Origin of the sequence: Labedella populi, assembly GCF_004078655.1 — a bacterium.
GTDB classification, from domain to species: domain Bacteria; phylum Actinomycetota; class Actinomycetes; order Actinomycetales; family Microbacteriaceae; genus Labedella; species Labedella populi.
Genome location: NZ_RZNC01000003.1, coordinates 514,812 through 534,570, shown reverse-complemented (window position 1 = coordinate 534,570; position 19,759 = coordinate 514,812). Strand labels below are relative to the sequence as shown.

Here is a 19,759-nt window from a genome sequence, read left to right as displayed (position 1 = left end):
CGTTTCGATCGGGCCTGACCTGGACGCGACCTGACTGGTCGTTCACCGTCTTGTCGGTGTTATCGGATCGATCAGCTCTCTGCGCCGATCGTGGTGGACCGACGATCCGCGCGGGATCCGGGTCAGGCGTTCTTCGGCGCCGTGAGCTCGGCGTACTCGCCGACGCGTCCTGTGCGCAGCACACGGTCGAGAAGGAGATCGAAGTTCTTCGCCATCTCCTGAGCGCTCTCACCCGGCCAGATGTGCACGGGCTTCGCGGCGCCTTGCGCCTGCTGGAGCGCGGTGCGTTCCGGCAGTTGCGGGGACAGGACGAGGGGGCCGAACATGTCGCGCAGCTCCTTGATGCGGAACTGGTGCTCGAGCGATTGCGCCCGAACGCGGTTCACGATGATGCCGAGGGGCTGGAGTCGCGGCGACAGCCCGCGTCGGATCTCCTCGATCGCTCGCAGCGCCCGGTCGGCGGCGGCGACGGAGAAGAGTCCCGGTTCCGTGACGACGCTCACGCGATCGCTCGCTGCCCATGCCGTCCGGGTGAGGGCGTTGAGCGAGGGAGCGCAGTCGATCAGGACGAGGTCGTACTCCGACTCGACGTGGGCGAGGGCCTCCTCGAGCTTCCAGATGTCACGGATCGACGGGTGCGGGCCGTCGAAGTTGATGGCCGAGGGGCTGCCGATCATGACGTCGACGGTGCCCGCGTGGGTCTTGGTCCAGCCCGAGGGGGTGATCGCCTGACGGACCGTCTTCTCCTTCGGAGACGCGAGGACGTCGGCCACGCTCAGCCGACCCGACAACGAGATGTCCATCCCCGTGGAGACGTCCGACTGGGGGTCGAGGTCGACGACGAGCGTGCGGATGCCCTTCGCGAACGCGGCGGAGGCGAGACCGAGGCTGACGGTCGTCTTGCCCACGCCTCCCTTGAGGCTGCTCACGCTGAGTACATGCACAATCAGATACGTTACCTTTACAACGGTTGAGGAACCTAACCGTTGCCTGTGCGCTCCTCTCCTCCCGAAAGGCCCTGCATGTTCACGAAGATCCTGGTCGCCAACCGCGGGGAGATCGCCATCAGGGCGTTCCGTGCCGCTTACGAGCTCGGGGCCCAGACCGTGGCCGTGTTCCCGTACGAGGACCGCAACTCGTTCCACCGCCTGAAGGCCGATGAGGCGTACCAGATCGGCGAGGAGGGGCACCCGGTCAGGGCGTACCTCTCCGTCGACGAGATCATCCGTGTGGCCAAGGAGAGCGGCGCCGACGCCATTTACCCGGGCTACGGCTTCCTGTCCGAGAACCCGGAACTGGCCGAGCAGGCTGCGGCGGCCGGCATCACCTTCATCGGACCGCCGTCGCGCGTGCTCGAGATGGCCGGTAACAAGGTCACGGCGAAGGAACACGCCATCGCGGCCGGCGTCCCCGTCCTCCGGTCGACCCCGGCGTCCGCCGACGTCGACGAGCTCATCGCCGGTGCGGAATCCGTCGGGTTCCCCCTCTTCGCGAAAGCCGTCGCCGGTGGCGGCGGGCGTGGCATGCGGCGGGTCGAGCGACTCGAGGACCTCGCCGACGCTCTCGCCGAGGCGATGCGCGAGGCCGACAGCGCGTTCGGTGACCCCCGCATGTTCCTCGAGCAGGCGGTGCTGCGCCCCCGGCACATCGAGGTTCAGATCCTCGCGGACGCGTCGGGCGAGACCGTGCACCTCTTCGAGCGCGATTGCTCGGTGCAGCGCCGGAACCAGAAGGTCGTGGAGATCGCCCCGGCGCCCAACATCTCGGACGAGCTCCGCGCGGCGCTCCACCGCGACGCCGTGGCCTTCGCCCGCTCCATCGGGTACGTGAACGCGGGAACGGTGGAGTTCCTCGTCGACACGGTGGGGGAGCGCGCGGGGGAGCACGTCTTCATCGAGATGAATCCGCGTATCCAGGTCGAGCACACCGTCACGGAGGAGGTGACGGACGTCGACCTCGTACAGTCCCAGATGCGGATCGCCGCAGGAGAGACGCTCGCCGACCTCGGGCTCCACCAGGAGGACATCCACTTGCGGGGCGCCGCGCTGCAGTGCCGGATCACGACCGAGGACCCGACGCAGGGGTTCCGCCCCGACACCGGCAAGATCTCGACCTATCGTTCGCCGGGTGGCGGGGGGATCCGTCTCGACGGCGGAACGGTCGCGTCGGGCGCGCAGATCAGTCCACACTTCGATTCGATGCTCGCGAAGCTCACATGCCGCGGACGGGACTTCCCGTCGGCTGTGAACCGTGCCCGCCGCGCTCTCGCGGAGTTCCGGATCCGCGGCGTCTCCACGAACATCCCCTTCCTGCAGGCCGTGCTCGACGATCCGTCGTTCGTCGTGGGCGACCTGTCGACCTCGTTCATCGAGGAGCGGCCGCAACTCCTGAAGGGCCGGGTCTCGAAGGACCGCGGTACGAAGATCATGTCGTGGCTCGCCGACGTCACCGTCAACAAGCCGAACGGCGAGCGTCCGTCGGTCTCCGACCCGCGGACGAAGCTCCCGAAGTTCGACCTCACGACCGAGGCCCCCGCCGGCTCGCGCCAGCGCCTGCAAGAGCTCGGCCCCGTCGGGTTCGCCGCGGCGCTGCGCGCGCAGACGGCGCTCGCGGTCACCGACACGACGTTCCGCGACGCCCACCAGTCGCTCCTCGCGACCCGGGTGCGGACGACGGAACTCCTCGCCGCCGCGCCCTACATCGCGCGCATGACCCCGCAGCTCCTGTCGGTCGAGGCGTGGGGCGGCGCGACCTACGACGTCGCGCTCCGCTTCCTCGGCGAGGACCCGTGGGAGCGGCTCGATTCCCTCCGGGCGGCCCTCCCCAACGTCGCGATCCAGATGCTCCTGCGGGGACGGAACACCGTCGGTTACACGCCCTACCCGACGGAGGTGACGTCGGCGTTCGTCGACGAGGCGGCGCGATCGGGCATCGACATCTTCCGGATCTTCGACGCGCTCAACGACGTCGAGCAGATGCGGCCAGCGATCGATGCCGTTCTCGAGACGGGCTCGGCCGTCGCCGAGGTCGCGGTCTGCTACACCGGTGATCTCCTCGACCCGGCCGAAGACCTCTACACGCTCGACTACTACCTCCGGCTCGCCGACCAGATCGTCTCAGCGGGGGCGCACGTCCTCGCGATCAAGGACATGGCCGGGCTTTTGCGCCCGGCTGCGGCCGCCACGCTCGTCTCCGCCCTCCGCAGCCGGTTCGACCTGCCCGTGCACGTGCACACGCACGACACCGCCGGCGGCCAGCTCGCGACCCTCCTCGCCGCGAGCCAAGCGGGGGCCGACGCGGTCGACGTGGCGTCCGCCGCCATGTCGGGCACGACGAGCCAACCGTCCGAGTCCGCCCTCGTCGCGGCGCTCGCGCACACGGAGCGCGACACGGGGCTGTCACTCGCGGCCGTCAGTGACCTGGAGCCTTACTGGGAGGCCGTCCGCGCCCTCTACCGCCCGTTCGAGTCGGGTCTCCCGGGACCGACCGGCCGCGTCTACACGCACGAGATCCCCGGAGGACAGCTCTCCAACCTGCGTCAGCAGGCGATCGCGTTGGGGCTCGCGAACGACTTCGAGCTCATCGAGGACATGTACGCGGCCGCGAACGCCATCCTCGGACGGGTCCCGAAGGTGACACCGTCCTCCAAGGTCGTGGGCGACCTCGCCCTGCACCTCGCGGCGGTCAAGGCGGACCCCGCCGACTTCGCCGAGAACCCGCAGAAGTACGACATCCCGGACTCGGTCGTCGGGTTCATGGCGGGAGAACTCGGAGATCTACCGGGCGGCTGGCCGGAGCCGTTCCGCTCGAAGGTGCTCGAGGGGCGCAACGTCGACATCTCGGTCACTCCCGTGGGGGATGACGACCTGGACACGCTTCGTCAGCAGGGTGCTGCTCGTCGTGCCACGCTCAACCGCCTCCTGTTCCCGGCTCCCACGGCGCAGTTCCTCGAGACGCGCGAGCAATACGGCGACCTCTCGGTCCTCGACACGGCCGACTACCTCTACGGACTTGAGAGCGGGCGGGAGCACGTCGTCGAGATCAGCAAGGGTGTTCGTCTGTACCTCGGGCTCGAGGCGATCGGCGAAGCGGACGACAAGGGCATGCGCACGGTCATGACGACCCTCAACGGGCAGTTGCGGCCGCTGTCGGTCCGCGACCGATCGGTGAAGGTCGAGACGAAGGCGGCCGAGAAGGCGGACTCGGCCCGGCCCGGACACGTCGCGGCGCCGTTCTCCGGGGTCGTGACCGTCAAGGTGGAGGAGGGCCAGCCGGTGACCGCCGGGCAGGCCGTCGCCTCCATCGAGGCGATGAAGATGGAGGCGGCGATCACCGCGTCCGTCTCCGGTGTCGTCGACCGCATCGCGATCGCCGCGACTCAACAGGTCGAGGCCGGCGACCTGATCGTCGTCGTGAGGTCGGACGCCTGAGTCGGGCGGAGCGATCCGCGCAGCCAGGAGCCGCTCCGTGACCCACCGGTTCGGGGGGTCACTACACTGGATCGCGCCCGAAAGAGCATCGAAAGGGGGCACGACCGTGTCCGACACACCTCCGGCCCGCCCGCCCGGCCGTCCGTCATCCGTGAAGGCACGACGAAGTGCCCTCGACCACATCGCCGATCACGACACCCGCGAGTTCCCGGGCCTCCTGGAGGAGTCCTCGGTCGATACCGCCTCCCTCCCGATGTCGACCTTCTCGATCGTGCCGCAGACGACCTCGGCCCGGATCGACGAGGACCTCGTCGAGGACGACGAGGTCGTCGCAGCGGAGGTGAGACCCGAGGACACTCCGTCGGCCGCTCTCGACGAGGTGCGCGCGCCGGTCACCGATCCCGGTCAGGAGGCGCCGATCGTGGTCGCGACCGTGGACCCGTCCTCGGGACCCCTCGGGGCGGCGGCTTCGCCCGCCGAGGATGCCAAACCCACGGGGGCGGAACAGAGACCGTCGCGGGAGAAGGCTCCGGCTCGGAAGGCCCCTGCTCCGAAGGAGCGGACGCCGAGGACCCCCGCTTCGAAGGCACCGGCTCGGAAGCCCCCTGCTTCGGCTGCTCCTGCTCCGGATGCTCCTGCTGCGAACTCCCCTGCGCGGAAGACACCTGCGCGAAAGACACCTGCGCGGAAGGCACCTGCGCGGAAGACACCTGCGCGGAAGACACCGGCACGAGCGACCGATCCTTCCGTCCTCGTGCCGACCACGCCGAAGGAGGCGCCGGAGCCGCGGCTCACCATCGCGAGCGCGACCATCGCCGTGGCTCTTCCCCCCGCCGAGCAGCAGGACGTCCCGGCGGAGGAGCTCGCCGTGGCGATCGAGGACGCCCCCGTCACACCGGAGGGGCTGGAGCCTCGGACGAACTCCGTCGCGGTGGTCGCGGAGCCCGAGCGTGCAGCGGATCGCGACGAGGCTCTCGAGGAACCGCCGAGTGCCGCGGCCTTCACCGGGATGAGCGCCGCTCGTGCCCTCGCGGGGGCGCCCGAGTCGTCGGCGATGCTCACGGCCGAGCGACTCCTCGAGGACCGTCGTGACACCCGCCGCGTGCCGGAGGGCTTCTGGCAGAAGCTCCTCTACGACCTGTCCGGGCGCCGCATCCGCGTCTCGGACTCGCGTGCCGCTCGCGATCGCCGAGCGCTGACCGCCCGAATCGCGAAGCCCCTCGTCGGGAGCGCGCGCTTCGTCCCCGTCCTCACACGCAAGGGCGGGGTGGGCAAGACCACGGTCACCACGCTCCTCGGAATGGCTCTCGCGGATGCCCGTGACGACCGCGTGATCGCGATCGACGCGAACCCCGATCGCGGAACCCTCGCCGAACGCATCGCTCGGCGCAGCGACCACACGGTCAGGGATCTCGTGCGCGGGGCGGACGCCGTCACGGGGTACACGGAGTTCTCGCGACTCGTCTCGCGTGACGAGACGCGTCTCGACGTCCTCGCGTCCGACACCGACCCCCACCTCTCCCAGGCCTTCGACGAGGGCGACTACGACGTCGTGGCCCGGTTGGCTTCGCAGTACTACTCGATCGTGCTGACGGACTGCGGCACGGGGATCGTGCACTCCGTGATGGGTGCGACGCTCCGCCACGCTGACGCGATCGTCGTCGTCTCGGGGACGAGTGTCGACGAGGCGCGCTCGGCCGCCGAGACGATCTCCTGGCTCGAGGCCAACGGCTACCCGGATCTCGCTGCGAGCGCCGTCGTCATCATCAACTCGACGGCCCCGGGTACCCCGGCCGTGCGTCTCGACGAGATCGAGAAGCACTTCGAATCCCGCGTGAGGAGCATCGTGCGCATCCCTTTCGACCCACAACTGGCGACGGGAGCGGCGATCTCGTTCGCCGACTTGCGATCCGAGACACGACAAGCCGCGCGGGAGCTCTCCGCTCTCGTCGTCGAGGGGCTTCCGGCCCGCCGACGCGTCCGAGAGTCCGCCGATGGCTGAGCGGGAGATCAGGATCTTCGGGGACCCCGTCCTCAAGACGGCGTGCGAGCCGATCGGCGAGATTACGGACAAGGTCCGGGGCCTCGTGGAGGACCTGCTCGATTCGGTCGCACTCCCGGGACGAGCGGGAGTCGCGGCGAATCAGATCGGAGTGGGCCTCCGCGCGTTCAGCTATAACGTCGACGGTGAGATCGGTTACGTGATCAATCCCGTGCTCGTCGAGACGAGCGGTGAACCGGAGCCCGTGGACGAGGGGTGCCTCTCGGTGCCGGGGCTCTGGTACCCGACCCTGCGTTATCCGTTCGCTCGCGTGACCGGCATCGACCTCGACGGTCATGAGATCGAGGTGTCGGGTACGGGTGTCCTCGCGCAGGCGCTCCAGCACGAGACCGACCACCTCGACGGGACCCTCTACCTGGACCGGCTCGACAAGGAGAACCGGCGCGCGGCGATGAAAGAGGTCCGCGAGTCGTCCTGGTTCTGAGACGACGGGTGGCGCCTTCCGCGCCGCCCCGTCGTCTCAGCCGACCGTCGTGAGACCCTGCGTCGGTGGCGGGTTGACCGCGTAGATGCCCTCGATCTCGTCGGCGAAGTCCGACAGGATGATGTTCCGCTTGATGCTGAGCTTCGGCGTCAGATGCCCGGAGGCTTCTGTGAACTCGATGGGCAGGATGACGAACTTCCGCACGGACTCTGCTCGGGACACCTTCGCGTTGGCGGCATCGATCGCGCGCTGGATCTCGGCGAGGACGGCGGGGTTCCGCGCGGCGTCGGCGAGGGACAGATCGCGGTCCTGGCCGTTGTTCTCGAGCCAGGTCGGCAGCATCTCCGAGTCGAGCGTCACGAGCGCGGAGATGAAGGGCTTCTGATCCCCGACCACGACGACCTGGCCGACGACGGGGTTCGAGCGGATCGGGTCCTCGAGGGCCGCGGGGGCGACGTTCTTCCCGCCGGCCGTCACGATGATCTCCTTCTTGCGTCCAGTGATCGTGAGGAATCCCTCGGAGTCGAAGGAGCCGAGGTCGCCGGTCTTGAACCACTCGCCGTCGAACGCGGCGCTCGTCGCCTCGGAGTTCTTCCAGTACCCGCGGAACACGTTGATGCCGGAGACTTCGACCTCACCGTCATCCATGACCCGGATGCCGACGCCGGGAAGTGCGGGCCCGACGGAGCCGATCTTCGACCGGTTCGCGAGGTTGACGCTCGCGGGCGCCGTCGTCTCCGTGAGCCCGTATCCCTCGAGGATGACGATGCCGAGGCTGTGGAAGAAGTGGCCGAGCCGCGAACCGAGGGGAGCGGAGCCCGAGACGGCGTATTCGACGCGTCCGCCCATGGCGGCTCGCAGCTTCCCGTAGACGAGGCGGTCGAAGAGCGCGAACTTGAGTCGCAGCGCGAGCGGCACCGAGCCGGTCTCCGCGGCCTTGCTGTGCTCGACGGCGACCTCGGCGGCCGCCCGGAAGATCTTGCCGCGGCCGCCGGCCTCGGCCTTCTGCTCCGCGGAGTTGTAGACCTTCTCGAACACTCGCGGCACGGCGAGCAGGAAGGTCGGCTGGAACGAACCGAGTGATGGCAGCAGCTGCCTCGTGTCGGGCTGGTGACCGGTCTTGACGCCGCCGTGGACCGCGAGGATCGAGATGAAGCGGGCGAAGACGTGCGCCGTCGTGATGAACAGGAGCGTCGAGGCGCCCGTGTGCACGACCTCCTTCATCGCGACCGCTGCGTTGCGTGACAGTTCGACGAAGTTCGAGTGCGTCAGGACGCAGCCCTTGGGCCGGCCCGTCGAACCGGAGGTGTAGATGAGCGTGGCGAGATCCGAGCCGCCGGCGATCGACCGCCGTCGCTCGATCTCCTCGTCCGGGATGCTCGTGCCCGATGCCGCGAGTTTGTCGAGGTCGCCGAGGTCGACCTGCCACACGGAGCGGACGAGGGGGAGGTCGCCGTGCACCTCGTCGAAGCGTGCGAAGTGCTCGGGCGTCTCGACGATCATCGCGATCGCCTCGGAGTCGGACAGGTTCCAGTGGATCTGACTGGGGGCGCTCGTCTCGTAGACGGGCACGAGCACGGCACCGGCGAACCACGTGGCGAAGTCGACGAGCGTCCACTCGTACCGCGTTTTGCACATGAAGCCGATCTTGTCGCCGGGCTCGATGCCGGCGGCGACGAGCCCCTTCGCGAGGGCGACGACCTGGCGATGGAACTCGCGCGCGGACACGTCGACCCAGCCGCCGTCACGCGGGAGGGCGAAGAGGGGTGCGTCCGGCGTGGCGCGCACGCGGTCGATGAGCAGGTCCGTCGCGTTCGCGTCGGGATCGGCCGGCACGACGGCCGGTACCACGAACTGTTCCACGTCAACTCCTTTGATGGCGCGAGAAAGAATGTGTCTCCACTCTAAGCCGTGCGGAGACACCCCGCGTCGCACCGAGCCGCGCTTCTCGCGTCCGTGCCTCGCCCGGCATACACTCGTTGAGGTCGTTCGCCCGAGAGAGGCGTGCAGACCTCGGCACTCCAGGAGGTACACGCGCGTGCTCGCGATCGGAATCGACATCGGTGGAACGAAGATCGCCGGAGCCCTCGTCGACGAGGACGGCGCGATCCTCGCCGAGACGCGCGTTCCGTCGCCGGCCTCGTCCGCGACCCTCATCGAGGACTCCGTCGTCGCGATGGTGCAGCAACTCGCGGCGGGTCACGAGGTCGCCGGGGTGGGTGTCGCCGCAGCGGGGTTCATCGACGCCGCGCAGTCGACGGTCTACTACGCTCCGAACCTGAGCTGGCGGAACGAGCCGTTCGAGGCGAAGCTCACCGCTCGTCTCGGGCTCCCGGTCGTAATCGAGAACGACGCCAACGCGGCCGGGTGGGCCGAGTTCCGATTCGGCGCGGGGAGACTCGTGAGCGACATGGTGGTCCTGACCATCGGAACGGGCGTCGGGGGAGCCATCGTGACGGGAGACGCGCTCTTCCGCGGCGGCTTCGGAGTCGGTGCCGAGATCGGCCACATGCGCGTCGTGCCCGGGGGTCTTCCGTGCGGATGCGGTCAGCGCGGCTGCATCGAGCAGTACGCGTCGGGTCGGGCGCTCCTGCGGTACGCGAACGAGCTGGCCGACGCCGGCGGGATCGGGCAGACGCTCGCCGAGAGGCGTGCCGCGGCGCCGCTCGATGGCGCGGTGCTCTCCGAACTCATCATGGCGGAGGACGGCGGCGCTCTGGCGGCGCTCCGGCAGCTCGGCGGCTGGATCGGGCAGGCGAGCGCGAGCCTCGGTGCGATCCTCGATCCGCAGATCTTCGTGATCGGCGGGGGCGTCGCGCAATCGGGAGAGCTCCTGCTCGATCCGATCCGACAGGCCTACATCGAGCACATCCCCGCTCGTGGATACCACCCGGTGCCGGAGTTCACGATCGCCGAGCTCGTCAACGATGCTGGCGTCGTCGGCGCGGCCGACCTCGCGCGCATCAGCGCGGAACGCCGCCTCCGCGGCGTTCGCGGCTGACCCGGCGGGAAGTAGAGAGGACGAGAGTGTTCTACTGGTTCATGAAGCACATCGTCGCGGGACCGGTGCTCAAGGCGCTCTTCCGGCCATGGGTCATCGGCGCCGAGAACGTCCCGAAGACAGGGGGCGTGATCCTCGCGAGCAACCATCTCTCGGTCATCGACTCGATCTTCCTCCCGCTGTACCTCGACCGCCCGATCTCCTTCCTCGCGAAGAGCGAGTACTTCACCGGCACCGGCCTGAAGGGCTGGGCCACGCGCATGTTCATGCGCGCCACGGGGCAGCTCCCCATCGACCGCTCGGGAGGCAAGGCGTCGGAGGCCTCCCTCAACACGGGGCTCGGTGTACTCGGCCGCGGCGAACTGCTGGGGATCTATCCGGAAGGCACACGGAGCCCGGACGCGCGCATGTATCGGGGGAGGACGGGCGTCGCACGCATGGTCCTCGAAGCGGGAGTGCCGATCGTGCCCGTCGCCATGATCGACACCGAGAAGGTCATGCCCATCGGCACGCGGCTGCCGAAGATCCGGCGTCCCGGCATCATCATCGGTGAGCCTCTCGACTTCTCGCGCTTCGACGGGCTCGAGGGCGACCGCTTCGTGTTGCGCTCCGTGACCGACGAGCTCATGTACGAACTCAACCGTCTGAGCGGCCAGGAGTACGTCGACGTCTACGCGACGACCATGAAGAGCAAGGCCCCCTCGGTTTCGAGATAGTGTTGGGGGCCTAAACCCATCCACTCGTGGGCACTGCCGTGCCCGCTCGACGATCAGGAAACCATCCTCGTGACCCAGCTGACGGAACCAGTCGTGACGCCTGACGATTCTGTGATCGCCGGTCTCGACTATTGGCGTCAGCTCCCGATCAAGCAGCAGCCGCAGTGGGACTCGACGACCGAGGCCGCAGCGGTCTCGGCCGAGATCGCGACGCTTCCTCCTCTCGTGTTCGCCGGCGAGGTCGACATCCTGCGGGAGCGCCTCGCGCGGGCCGCCCGCGGCGAGGCCTTCCTCCTGCAGGGCGGAGACTGTGCCGAGACATTCGCGGGGGCGACGGCCGAGCAGATCCGCAACAGGGTCAAGACGATCCTCCAGATGGCCGTCGTCCTGACGTACGGTGCGTCCATGCCGATCGTCAAGATGGGCCGGATGGCCGGGCAGTTCGCGAAGCCGCGCTCGAGCGACACCGAGACCCGCGGGGGAGTGACCCTTCCGGCGTACCGCGGCGACATCGTGAACGGGTACGACTTCACGCCGGAATCGCGCCGCGCTGATCCGTCCCGGCTCGTGAAGGGCTACCACACGGCCGCGTCCACCTTGAACCTCATCCGTGCGTTCACCCAGGGTGGCTTCGCCGACCTCCGAGAGGTCCACTCGTGGAACAAGGGCTTCGCCGCCAACCCGGCGAACCAGCGCTACGAGCAGCTCGCGAAGGACATCGACAAGGCCATCCGCTTCATGGAGGCGGCCGGGGCGGACTTCGACGAACTCAAACGCGTCGAGTTCTACACCGCGCATGAGGGCCTGCTCATGGACTACGAGCGACCGATGACGCGCATCGATTCGCGGACGGGCACGCCGTACAACACGTCGGCTCACTTCGTGTGGATCGGGGAGCGTACGCGTGACCTCGACGGAGCCCACGTCGACTTCCTCTCGCGCGTGCGGAACCCCATCGGCGTCAAGCTCGGGCCGTCGACGACCCCCGACGACATGCTCGCTCTCGTCGACAAGCTCGATCCGGACCGCGAGCCCGGGCGTCTGACGTTCATCACGCGCATGGGCGCCGGTAAGATCCGCGATGCGCTCCCACCGTTGCTCGAGGCGATCAAGGCCTCGGACGCGACTCCGCTCTGGGTCACCGACCCGATGCACGGCAACGGACTCACGACGCCGACCGGCTACAAGACGCGGCGTTTCGACGACGTCGTCGACGAGGTCAAGGGCTTCTTCGAGGCGCATCGCGCGGCGGGGACGCACCCCGGCGGCATCCACGTCGAGTTGACCGGAGACGACGTGACGGAGTGCCTCGGCGGGTCCGAGCACATCGACGAGGCGACTCTCTCGACACGCTACGAGTCCCTGTGCGACCCGCGCCTCAACCACATGCAGTCGCTCGAGCTCGCCTTCCTCGTCGCCGAGGAACTCGCCCGGGTCTGACCGACGACCGCTCCATGACGCCCCCGCGACCACCTCGCGGGGGCGTCGTGGTCGAGCGGTATGCGAGCAGTCGGTGGGCCGATGATGGACTCTAGAGGTTCGCCGCGATCGTGACGGTCGAACCCCGCTTGACCGACGTCCCGCCCTCGATGTCCTGCGACACGATCGAGAAGACGTCCTCGCCCCAGAGGTTCTCCGGGACGACGGTCTGGAGATCCACGACGAAGCCGCGCTCCTCGAGAGCGGCCTTCGCGTCCGCGATCGTCATGTCGACGACATCGGGGACCTCGACGAGGTCCTGCCCCTTCGACACGACGAGCGTGACGGCGGCACCCGGCCGCAGAGGGCCTTCCGGGAAGACGACCCGGATGACCTGGCCCTTCTCGAAGTCGTCGCTGAACTCCTGCTGGTTGTCGTCGGCGACGTCGAGACCGACGGACTCGAGGTCGTTCCGGGCCGTGCTCTGGCCCTGTCCCACGACGTCGGGAATGCCGCCGACGGAGACGATCACGTCGAGGGAGGCGCCCTGGAGGACGCTCCCCGCTTCCTTCACGAAGTCCTTGCCCTCCGCGTCCGTGACGCTCAGCACGACGTCGCGGGGGACGTCTCCCGAGTACTGCTCTGTCGGTTCGTTCACCGTGAGGCGGTTCGCCTCGGCGAACTCCCGCACCTCGGCGAGCGTCTTGCCCTCCAGCATGCCGATCGAGACGGGCTGCCGGCCCTGCGAGACATAGAGGGTGACGGTGCCGTTCTTGTCGATGAAGGTGCCGGGCTCGGGGTCTGTGCGCGTGACGAGCCCCTCGGGTACCTCGAAGCTGTACTCCTGCACGTCAGCGACCTCGAAGCCGAGCTCGGCGAGGCGAGCCGAGGCGGCTTCGGGTTCCGCTCCCGCGAGGTTCGGGACCTGAACCCGGGAGCCGGGTCCGGAGCCGAAGTACCAGCCTGTGCCCCCCGCGAGGCCGGCGAGCAGGAGGACGACCAGGAAGAGCGCGAAACCCTTCCGGCGGCGGCGAGCCGTCCGGACCGTGAGCCGACTCGCGTCGTCGTCGGGCGCCGTCGTCACCGCCGTCCCTGCGGGGCCGGGGCTCGCGAGCACGCTCGTGAGGTCGGATCCGCCCGGGAGGGGAAGAGGGGGGAGGAACATGGTCGATTGCGTGCTCGTCGAGACACTGAACCCCAGCTGGCCCTCGATCTCGTGGAGCCGATCGAGGAGTTCGCCGGCGTTCGTCGGACGCTGCTCGGGATCGCGTTCGGTCGCCCAGAGCACGAGGTCGTCGAGTTCGTCGGGAACCTCCGGATTGCGCGCGCTCGGGCGCGGAACGGAGTCGTTGGCGTGCTGATAGGCGATCTGCATCGGTTGTTCGCCCTTGTAGGGCTGCTCGCCGGTGAGCATCTCGTACATCATGATGCCGAGCGCGTAGATGTCGCTTCGTGTGTCCGCTATGCCGCGCGTGACGAGTTCGGGGGAGAGGTAGGCGATCGTGCCGAGGAGCGCTTGTCCCGTCGCGGTGTTCGCGCTGGCCGCGCGAGCCAGGCCGAAGTCGCTGATCTTGATGCGCCCGTCGTCCGCGAGGAGGACGTTCTCCGGCTTGACGTCGCGGTGCACGATGCCCGCTCGGTGCGCCGCGGCGAGTCCGGTGAGGACCGCGTCCATGATGTCGACGACCTGCTGCGCCGAGAGGGTCCCGCGCTCCGCGAGAAGTTCACGCAGCGTGATCCCGGGGAGGTACTCCATGACCAGATAGGCCATATCGCTGTCCTGGCCCTGGTCGAACACGCTCACGACGTGGGGATTGGCGAGCCGCGCGGCTGAGCGGGCCTCTTGGACGAACCGGTTCTTGAAGGTCGAGTCGTCCGAGAGGTGGCCGTGCATGATCTTGATGGCCACGCGACGCTCGAGCCGCTGGTCCGTCGCGAGGTAAACGGTGGCCATACCGCCTCGGGCGATGCGCGACCGTACGAGGTATCGGCCGTCGATGAGACGGCCGATCATCGGGTCGGTCTGCTGGCCAGTCGTCACAGTGAGATTCTAGAGAAGGGCGCCGCCGCCTCGCGGAATGAACACGGCGAAACGGCGCATCCGTGACGAACGTCATCCGATCGTGAGGTGCCCGCTCCGCCGGGGAGGACCTCCGCGCCGGTCGGCGAGCTCAGAGCTCGGAGAGCCAGACGCGCGCCGACTGCTCCCACCGGGCGTAGGCGTCGGGGTATGCGGAGATCTGGACGGCCTGGGCCGCATCCGTTACCGACATGTCCTGCCAGCCGGAGATGTCGAGAAGGCCTCGCGTCTTCCCCGTCACACCGACGAAGAACGCCGTCGACGAGTAGGTTGCATCCTGGATCTGCTCCGGTGATCCCCAGCCCTGGCTCGGTCGCTGCTGGAAGATCCCGACGGAGTCCGCGTGGCCGTGGTCGAGATTCCGGAGGCCCGATTCCTGCATCGCGGCGGCGAGGGCGATGACGAGGCCCTGATCGCTCACCCCGAGGGATCGCCCGATCGCGACGATGAGGGCGGCGTTCGCATGCATCTCGGCGGTGAGCGGGGTCGTCGCGTCGCTCCCGGCTGGAGCCGGAGCGCGTGCCGGTGCCGGTGTCGGTGCCGGCGCTGCCGCCTCACCACCCGGGATGGCGATGATCTGCCCGGGGTAGATGATGCTCGATCGCGTGAGCCCGTTTGCCGCGAGGATCGAGCTGACGGTCGTACCGTGCGCCTTCGCGATGCCGATGAGGGTGTCACCGGCGACGACGGTGTAGGAGCGCTCCGCCGCATTCGGCGCCGGGGCCGGAGCAGGGGCGAGTGACGGCGCGGCATCGCTCCCCGTCGACAGCACGAGCGACTGACCCGGATAGATGACCGAAGACCAGCCGAGTCCGTTGGCGGCGAGGACGGCTTTCACGTCGAGGCCGAAACGGGCTGCGATGCCCGAGACGGTGTCGCCCGATGCGACGGTGTACGTCGTCGGAACGGTCGCGGCCGCGGGAACCGACGCCGGCTGCGGCGCGGCAGGGGGTTGCGCCGGTAGGGACCGGTGACCGTCGAGGGGCTCGGGGGAGGTGCGCACGTCGGCCGTCGCCGCCGAGCCCGGTTGGAAGGCCGTGGCGAGTGCGGCGACGAGAGCGAGGGGGATCCCCATGCTGGTCTTGCGGATGACGGCCATCGTGTCCCCCAAAAGTAGGTCAAGAACGTCGCCACGCTGTCACACAAAGAGGGGGGAGTCAACAGATGTGACTGCTGTGATCCCTGTGACTGGCTGGAGGTACCACGACGACGGCAACGTCGAGGAGGCGCTCGAACGGAGTTGGACCGCGCTCGGCGTCGTGGCAGACTCGTGCCGTGAACGATGTCTACTCCGCTCGCGAATGGCTGACCGTTCCCGACGTCGCCGAGCGTCTCGGGCTCACTCCGAGTCGCGTCCGCCGACTTCTCGAGGACCGTCATCTCGTTGCCGTTCGTCGGGACGGCGTCCTTCAGATCCCGAGCGTGTTCCTCGCCGATGGTGAGCCCCTCGGCGAGCTGCGTGGCACACTGACGGTCTTGAGCGACAACGGCTTCACCGACGACGAGGCCATGCAATGGCTGCTCGAGACCGAGGACGCGATCGGGATGGCACCCATCGATGCTCTCCTGGCCGGCCGGAAGGCGGAGGTCCGTCGGGTGGCGCAGTCGCTGGCCTGACGAGCGTTCCGGCTATCGCCTGACGAGCGCCCCGGTCGGGGTGCCCGTCGCGGGAGGACGCCCTCAGGAAGTCCGCACCGTCACGGCGCTCGCGAGTGTGCGCAGTGACCGCCGTGCGTCGTCGTCGATGGGCAACGCCTCGAGTGCCGAAAGCGCTTCAGTGGTGTGAGAGCCGATCAACGCCTCCACCCGGTCGAGCGCGCCGCAGTCGCGGATCGTGGCCTGGAGCGAGGCGACCGAGGCCGCATCGAGTTCGGGGTCGCCGAGCAGTTCGTCGAGGAGGCGGACGTGGGGCGCGGGGAGGGCGGCCCGAGTGAGCGCGATGAGCACCGTCCGCTTGCCCTCGCGGAGATCGTCGCCCGAGGGTTTGCCCGTGACCGCGGTGTCGCCGAAGACCCCCAGGACGTCGTCGCGCAACTGGAACGCGATGCCGAGCGGCAACCCGAAATCGCGCATCGACCGCACCTCGCGTTCGCCCGCACCCGCGAACGAGGCGCCGAGGACGAGGGGCGACTCGATGCTGTACCCGGCGGACTTGAAGCGGATCACGCGCCACGCGGCCTCGAGCTGCTCCGCGTCCGTCCGGTTCGCCCATGCCTGTTCCTCGAGGATGTCGAGGAACTGACCCGCGGTGACCTCACTGCGCATGCGGTTGAACTCGAGGCGCGCCGCACGAGCCGCTCGCGGGTCGTCGAGCGACATGAGCGCCTCGTCGAGCAACTCGTCGCTCCACCCGAGCAGGAGGTCGCCGAGGAGCACAGCGGCCGAACGACCGAATGCGTCGGGGTCACCGCGCCAGGACGACGCCTCGTGGCGAGAGTGGAACCGGATGTGCGCGGCAGGAGCGCCACGGCGGGTGTCCGAGTTGTCGATGATGTCGTCGTGCACGAGGGCTGCCGCATGGAAGATCTCGAGCGCCGCGGCAGCGGAGACGATGGCCTCGAGGTCGCTCGTGGAGGTGGATCCGTCAGGCCGGAACGCCCGCCATCCCCACCAGCAGAACAGAGCACGGAATCGCTTGCCACCCCTGAGAAAGTCCCGGGAAATCGCGGCAAAATCGCGAGCGTCCGACCCGAGCGGAGCGAGAATCGACATACGGGAATCGAGGAAACGGTCGATCCGCTCTTGCACACGTTCGGGCAGTCGTCCACTCTCGATCACCCACCTAGCCTAGCCACCGCTCGACGGATAGAATCTGAGGAACACCTCGGCGACGCCGTAGCTCAAAAGGGGAACATCATGCCGCTGTCTGAACAGGAGCAACGACTCCTCGACGAGATGGAGCGAAACCTCTACCGGAACGACGCGGACTTCGTGTCGACGGTCGGTGGTCGATCAGGCAAGCCGAGCTACCGGGGCATCGCGATCGGGGTCCTCGTCGCTCTCCTCGGCGTCGCCGGCCTCGTCCTGGGGGTCATCCTGCGCGTCCCCCTCGTCGGTATCATCGGCTTCGCCGTCATGCTCGCGGGCGTCATGATCGCGATCTCGCCGTCGAAGGGCGGCTCGAAGAGCGCACCGCGAGACGCTCGCGACATCTATTCCGCTCCGAGCCGCTCGACGGGCAAGCCCTCATCGGCCGGTTTCATGGACAAGCTGAACTCGCGGTGGGAGCGCCGTCAGGACGACGGTAACGGATAGTCCCGGGAGGCCCGGCTGCCTCCACTTTCCTCCCCGTCGGGGTCGATCTTCGGATCGGCCCCTTTTTTTGTGCCCATCTCGCGACGGTGAAGCGCTCCATCCCGGTCGAGGCGCGCCCGGGCCGGTCGATGCTGAGCCAGATCCCTCCACAGTCCTCCACCGCGTCGTGGCCTGTAATCACGCGGGACCTCACCCCCATATCGGGGCAACCGACGAGTATTTCGTAGGTTTGTGGATGGATGTGGAGTAAAGTGGAGGCATTCAGAGATCGGCCGGATCTGACAGGGGGTGCGCCATGTTCCTCGGCACCTACGCCCCCAAGCTCGACGACAAAGGGCGCATCATCCTGCCGGCCAAGTTCCGGGACGAGCTCGCAGGGGGTGTGGTCATGACGCGAGGGCAGGAGAACTGCATCTACGTGTTCAGCACACGCGAGTTCGAGGCGCTCCACGAGAAGATCCGCCAGGCTCCCGTGACGAGCAAGCAAGCGCGCGACTACCTGCGTGTCTTCCTCTCGGGGGCATCCGCGGAGACGCCGGACAAGCAGCACCGCGTCACCATCCCCGGCTCTCTTCGCTCCTACGCGTCGCTCGACCGCGATCTCGTCGTCATCGGCGCCGGTACCCGGGCCGAGATCTGGGACGCCGCGGCATGGGAGACCTATCTCGCCGAGCAGGAAGCGGCGTTCTCCGAAACGGCGGAGGAGGTGATCCCGGGACTCTTCTAGCACCTGTGGTCCGACTCCCAGCCGTCGGCCCTGACTCCACTTCCCCGGAGCCAGGTCAAACGGATGGGGATCAGACCACAGGAGCCCGGCCCGACATCATGGAACCCCGCGACCTCCACACCCCCGTGCTCCTCGAGCGCTGCATCGAGCTCCTCGCCCCCGCCATCGGGACAGGGCGTCGCGTCGTCGTCGATGCGACTCTCGGGATGGGCGGGCACGCCGAGGCGATGCTCGAGCGCTTCCCGGAACTGCACCTCATCGGTCTCGATCGCGACACCGACGCGCTCACGATCGCCCGCGACCGCTTGGCGCGGTTCTCGGATCGGCTCGACCTCGTCCACACCGTGTACGACGGCATCGGCGAGGCCGTCGACTCCCTCGGCCTCGACTCCGTCGACGGGATCCTGTTCGACCTCGGCGTCTCCTCGGTGCAGCTCGACCGGTCGGAGCGCGGCTTCGCGTATTCGCGGAACGCTCCGCTCGACATGCGGATGGACCAGACCGTCGGGCGCACAGCGGCCGACGTCATCGCGACCTACGACGAGGCTCAGTTGCGTCGGATCTTCCACGTGTACGGCGAGGAACGGCTCGCCGCGCGCTACGCGCAGCGCATCGTCCGCGAGCGCGCGCTGGCTCCCATCGAGACGTCGGAACGGCTCGTCGCGATCCTCCAGGACGCGACACCCGCCGCTCTGTCACGGGCGGGACATCCCGCGAAGCGCGTCTTCCAAGCCCTCCGCATCGAGGTGAACAGCGAGTTGAGCGTGCTCGAGAACGCGATCCCCGACGCCCTCGACGCCGTCGCGGTGGGCGGTCGCATCGTCGTGATGTCGTACCAGTCGCTCGAGGACCGGATCGTCAAGCGCGCACTCCAGGCGGTCACGACGTCGACAGCGCCTCCCGGGCTGCCCGTCGAGCTTCCCGAGCATCGACCGGAGTTCCGGCTCCTCACCCGGGGCGCCGAGATCGCGAGTGATGAGGAACGCGCGCGCAATCCGCGCGCCACACCGGTCCGTCTGCGGGCCGCCGAACGAACGAGGGGGAGATCATGAGCTCACCGGCGATTGCACGACCGACGACCGCTCCTGATCGGCGCCGTACGCCCACGCGGCCTCCGCTCACCGCCGTCCCCGCACGCGAAGCACGCAAGAGCCGCCCGAAACTGTCGTACGCCCTGTGGACAGTCGGCGGAGTCGGAGCCATCCTCATCGCGCAATTGCTCATGAGCGTGGCGTTGAGTCACGGAGCGTACGAGGTGTCGAGCCTCCGGACGCAGATCACCGAGTTGGGCTGGCAGAAGGAGTCCCTCGGTGAGCAGCTCGAGACGCTCTCCTCACCCCAGTACGTCGCGTCGGCCGCCCACGACCTCGGGATGGTCATCAATTCGTCGCCCGCATACCTGCGCCTCTCCGACGGGGCCGTCCTCGGACAGCCCGGTGAAGCAGGAGCGGCATCGTCCATCCCGCTCGGACCCTCGGACGTCGTCGGGAACTCCGCAGCCGACGCCCTCGCGGCCTCGAATGCACCGGCACTCGAGGAGGAGGGCGCGCCTGCCGAGGATGTCGCACCGACGCCCGTAACCTTCGACGACGGACTGCCCTCGCCCAAGACCCACTGAGCCGCGAGACGGAACGGGAAGGATCTC

The 19,759-nt window shown here is 68.5% G+C and carries 16 protein-coding genes; 11 read left to right on the top strand and 5 right to left on the bottom strand.

Annotated features, from left to right (window positions below; genetic code table 11):
* Positions 1-122 precede the first annotated feature (122 nt).
* A complete protein-coding gene (locus tag ELQ92_RS11030; protein WP_128494311.1) occupies positions 123-944 on the bottom strand; it encodes a ParA family protein in 822 nt (273 codons plus the stop codon).
* Positions 945-1,022: 78 nt separating this feature from the next.
* Between ELQ92_RS11030 and ELQ92_RS11025 the strand changes: the two genes are divergently transcribed.
* From ELQ92_RS11025 to def, 3 genes are all read left to right on the top strand, one after another.
* A complete protein-coding gene (locus ELQ92_RS11025) occupies positions 1,023-4,430 on the top strand; it encodes a pyruvate carboxylase (RefSeq protein WP_128498994.1) in 3,408 nt (1,135 codons plus the stop codon).
* 106 nt (positions 4,431-4,536) lie between these two features.
* Positions 4,537-6,432, top strand: a complete 1,896-nt coding sequence (locus tag ELQ92_RS11020) for a MinD/ParA family ATP-binding protein (protein ID WP_243694980.1) — start codon at positions 4,537-4,539, stop codon at positions 6,430-6,432.
* Entirely contained in the window at positions 6,425-6,916 is a 492-nt protein-coding gene (gene def, locus ELQ92_RS11015; RefSeq protein ID WP_128498993.1) for a peptide deformylase, read from the top strand. Before ELQ92_RS11020 ends, def begins: the two co-directional genes overlap by 8 nt.
* A 36-nt stretch (positions 6,917-6,952) precedes the next feature.
* Here def and ELQ92_RS11010 read toward each other — a convergent pair whose 3' ends face one another.
* Positions 6,953-8,779, bottom strand: coding sequence for an AMP-dependent synthetase/ligase (locus ELQ92_RS11010; protein ID WP_128498992.1), 1,827 nt, complete (start codon positions 8,777-8,779; stop codon positions 6,953-6,955).
* Positions 8,780-8,954: 175 nt separating this feature from the next.
* Between ELQ92_RS11010 and ELQ92_RS11005 the strand changes: the two genes are divergently transcribed.
* From ELQ92_RS11005 to ELQ92_RS10995, 3 genes are all read left to right on the top strand, one after another.
* Positions 8,955-9,917, top strand: coding sequence for an ROK family glucokinase (locus tag ELQ92_RS11005; protein WP_128498991.1), 963 nt, complete (start codon positions 8,955-8,957; stop codon positions 9,915-9,917).
* Positions 9,918-9,943: 26 nt separating this feature from the next.
* On the top strand, positions 9,944-10,633 hold the full coding sequence (locus ELQ92_RS11000) for a lysophospholipid acyltransferase family protein (RefSeq protein ID WP_128498990.1): 690 nt from the start codon (positions 9,944-9,946) through the stop codon (positions 10,631-10,633).
* A gap of 111 nt (positions 10,634-10,744) precedes the next feature.
* Complete coding sequence (locus ELQ92_RS10995; RefSeq protein ID WP_128499134.1) at positions 10,745-12,073, top strand: class II 3-deoxy-7-phosphoheptulonate synthase; 1,329 nt, start codon at positions 10,745-10,747, stop codon at positions 12,071-12,073.
* A gap of 91 nt (positions 12,074-12,164) precedes the next feature.
* Here ELQ92_RS10995 and pknB read toward each other — a convergent pair whose 3' ends face one another.
* Both pknB and ELQ92_RS10985 read right to left on the bottom strand, forming a co-directional pair.
* Complete coding sequence (gene pknB, locus ELQ92_RS10990) at positions 12,165-14,093, bottom strand: Stk1 family PASTA domain-containing Ser/Thr kinase (RefSeq protein ID WP_208004317.1); 1,929 nt, start codon at positions 14,091-14,093, stop codon at positions 12,165-12,167.
* Between the two features lie 130 nt (positions 14,094-14,223).
* On the bottom strand, positions 14,224-15,231 hold the full coding sequence (locus ELQ92_RS10985; RefSeq protein ID WP_128498989.1) for a LysM peptidoglycan-binding domain-containing protein: 1,008 nt from the start codon (positions 15,229-15,231) through the stop codon (positions 14,224-14,226).
* 176 nt (positions 15,232-15,407) lie between these two features.
* On the opposite strand from ELQ92_RS10985, the gene ELQ92_RS10980 reads away from it, so the two are divergent.
* Complete coding sequence (locus tag ELQ92_RS10980) at positions 15,408-15,749, top strand: Rv2175c family DNA-binding protein (protein WP_128498988.1); 342 nt, start codon at positions 15,408-15,410, stop codon at positions 15,747-15,749.
* A gap of 63 nt (positions 15,750-15,812) precedes the next feature.
* Here ELQ92_RS10980 and ELQ92_RS10975 read toward each other — a convergent pair whose 3' ends face one another.
* Positions 15,813-16,910, bottom strand: coding sequence for a polyprenyl synthetase family protein (locus ELQ92_RS10975; protein WP_128498987.1), 1,098 nt, complete (start codon positions 16,908-16,910; stop codon positions 15,813-15,815).
* Between the two features lie 78 nt (positions 16,911-16,988).
* Between ELQ92_RS10975 and ELQ92_RS10970 the strand changes: the two genes are divergently transcribed.
* From ELQ92_RS10970 to ftsL, 4 genes are all read left to right on the top strand, one after another.
* Entirely contained in the window at positions 16,989-17,387 is a 399-nt protein-coding gene (locus ELQ92_RS10970) for a DUF3040 domain-containing protein (RefSeq protein ID WP_128498986.1), read from the top strand.
* A 295-nt stretch (positions 17,388-17,682) separates the two neighbouring features.
* A complete protein-coding gene (mraZ, locus tag ELQ92_RS10965) occupies positions 17,683-18,114 on the top strand; it encodes a division/cell wall cluster transcriptional repressor MraZ (protein ID WP_128498985.1) in 432 nt (143 codons plus the stop codon).
* A 98-nt stretch (positions 18,115-18,212) separates the two neighbouring features.
* The gene (rsmH, locus tag ELQ92_RS10960; RefSeq protein WP_128498984.1) at positions 18,213-19,166 is read left to right on the top strand and encodes a 16S rRNA (cytosine(1402)-N(4))-methyltransferase RsmH; all 954 of its coding nucleotides are present in this window, start codon (positions 18,213-18,215) and stop codon (positions 19,164-19,166) included.
* A complete protein-coding gene (gene ftsL / locus ELQ92_RS10955) occupies positions 19,163-19,732 on the top strand; it encodes a cell division protein FtsL (protein WP_128498983.1) in 570 nt (189 codons plus the stop codon). The genes rsmH and ftsL overlap by 4 nt, the downstream gene beginning before the upstream one ends.
* Positions 19,733-19,759: the final 27 nt, after the last annotated feature.

What these genes read in the sequence shown, in the direction of transcription:
- ELQ92_RS11025 (WP_128498994.1), top strand. Translation starts at nt 1,023, where the DNA reads ATGTTCACGAAGATCCTGGTCGCCAACCGCGGGGAGATCGCCATCAGG.
- def (WP_128498993.1), top strand. Translation starts at nt 6,425, where the DNA reads ATGGCTGAGCGGGAGATCAGGATCTTCGGGGACCCCGTCCTCAAGACG.
- ELQ92_RS10985 (WP_128498989.1), bottom strand. Translation starts at nt 15,231, where the DNA reads ATGGCCGTCATCCGCAAGACCAGCATGGGGATCCCCCTCGCTCTCGTC.
- ELQ92_RS10970 (WP_128498986.1), top strand. Translation starts at nt 16,989, where the DNA reads ATGCCGCTGTCTGAACAGGAGCAACGACTCCTCGACGAGATGGAGCGA.
- mraZ (WP_128498985.1), top strand. Translation starts at nt 17,683, where the DNA reads ATGTTCCTCGGCACCTACGCCCCCAAGCTCGACGACAAAGGGCGCATC.
- rsmH (WP_128498984.1), top strand. Translation starts at nt 18,213, where the DNA reads ATGGAACCCCGCGACCTCCACACCCCCGTGCTCCTCGAGCGCTGCATC.
- ftsL (WP_128498983.1), top strand. Translation starts at nt 19,163, where the DNA reads ATGAGCTCACCGGCGATTGCACGACCGACGACCGCTCCTGATCGGCGC.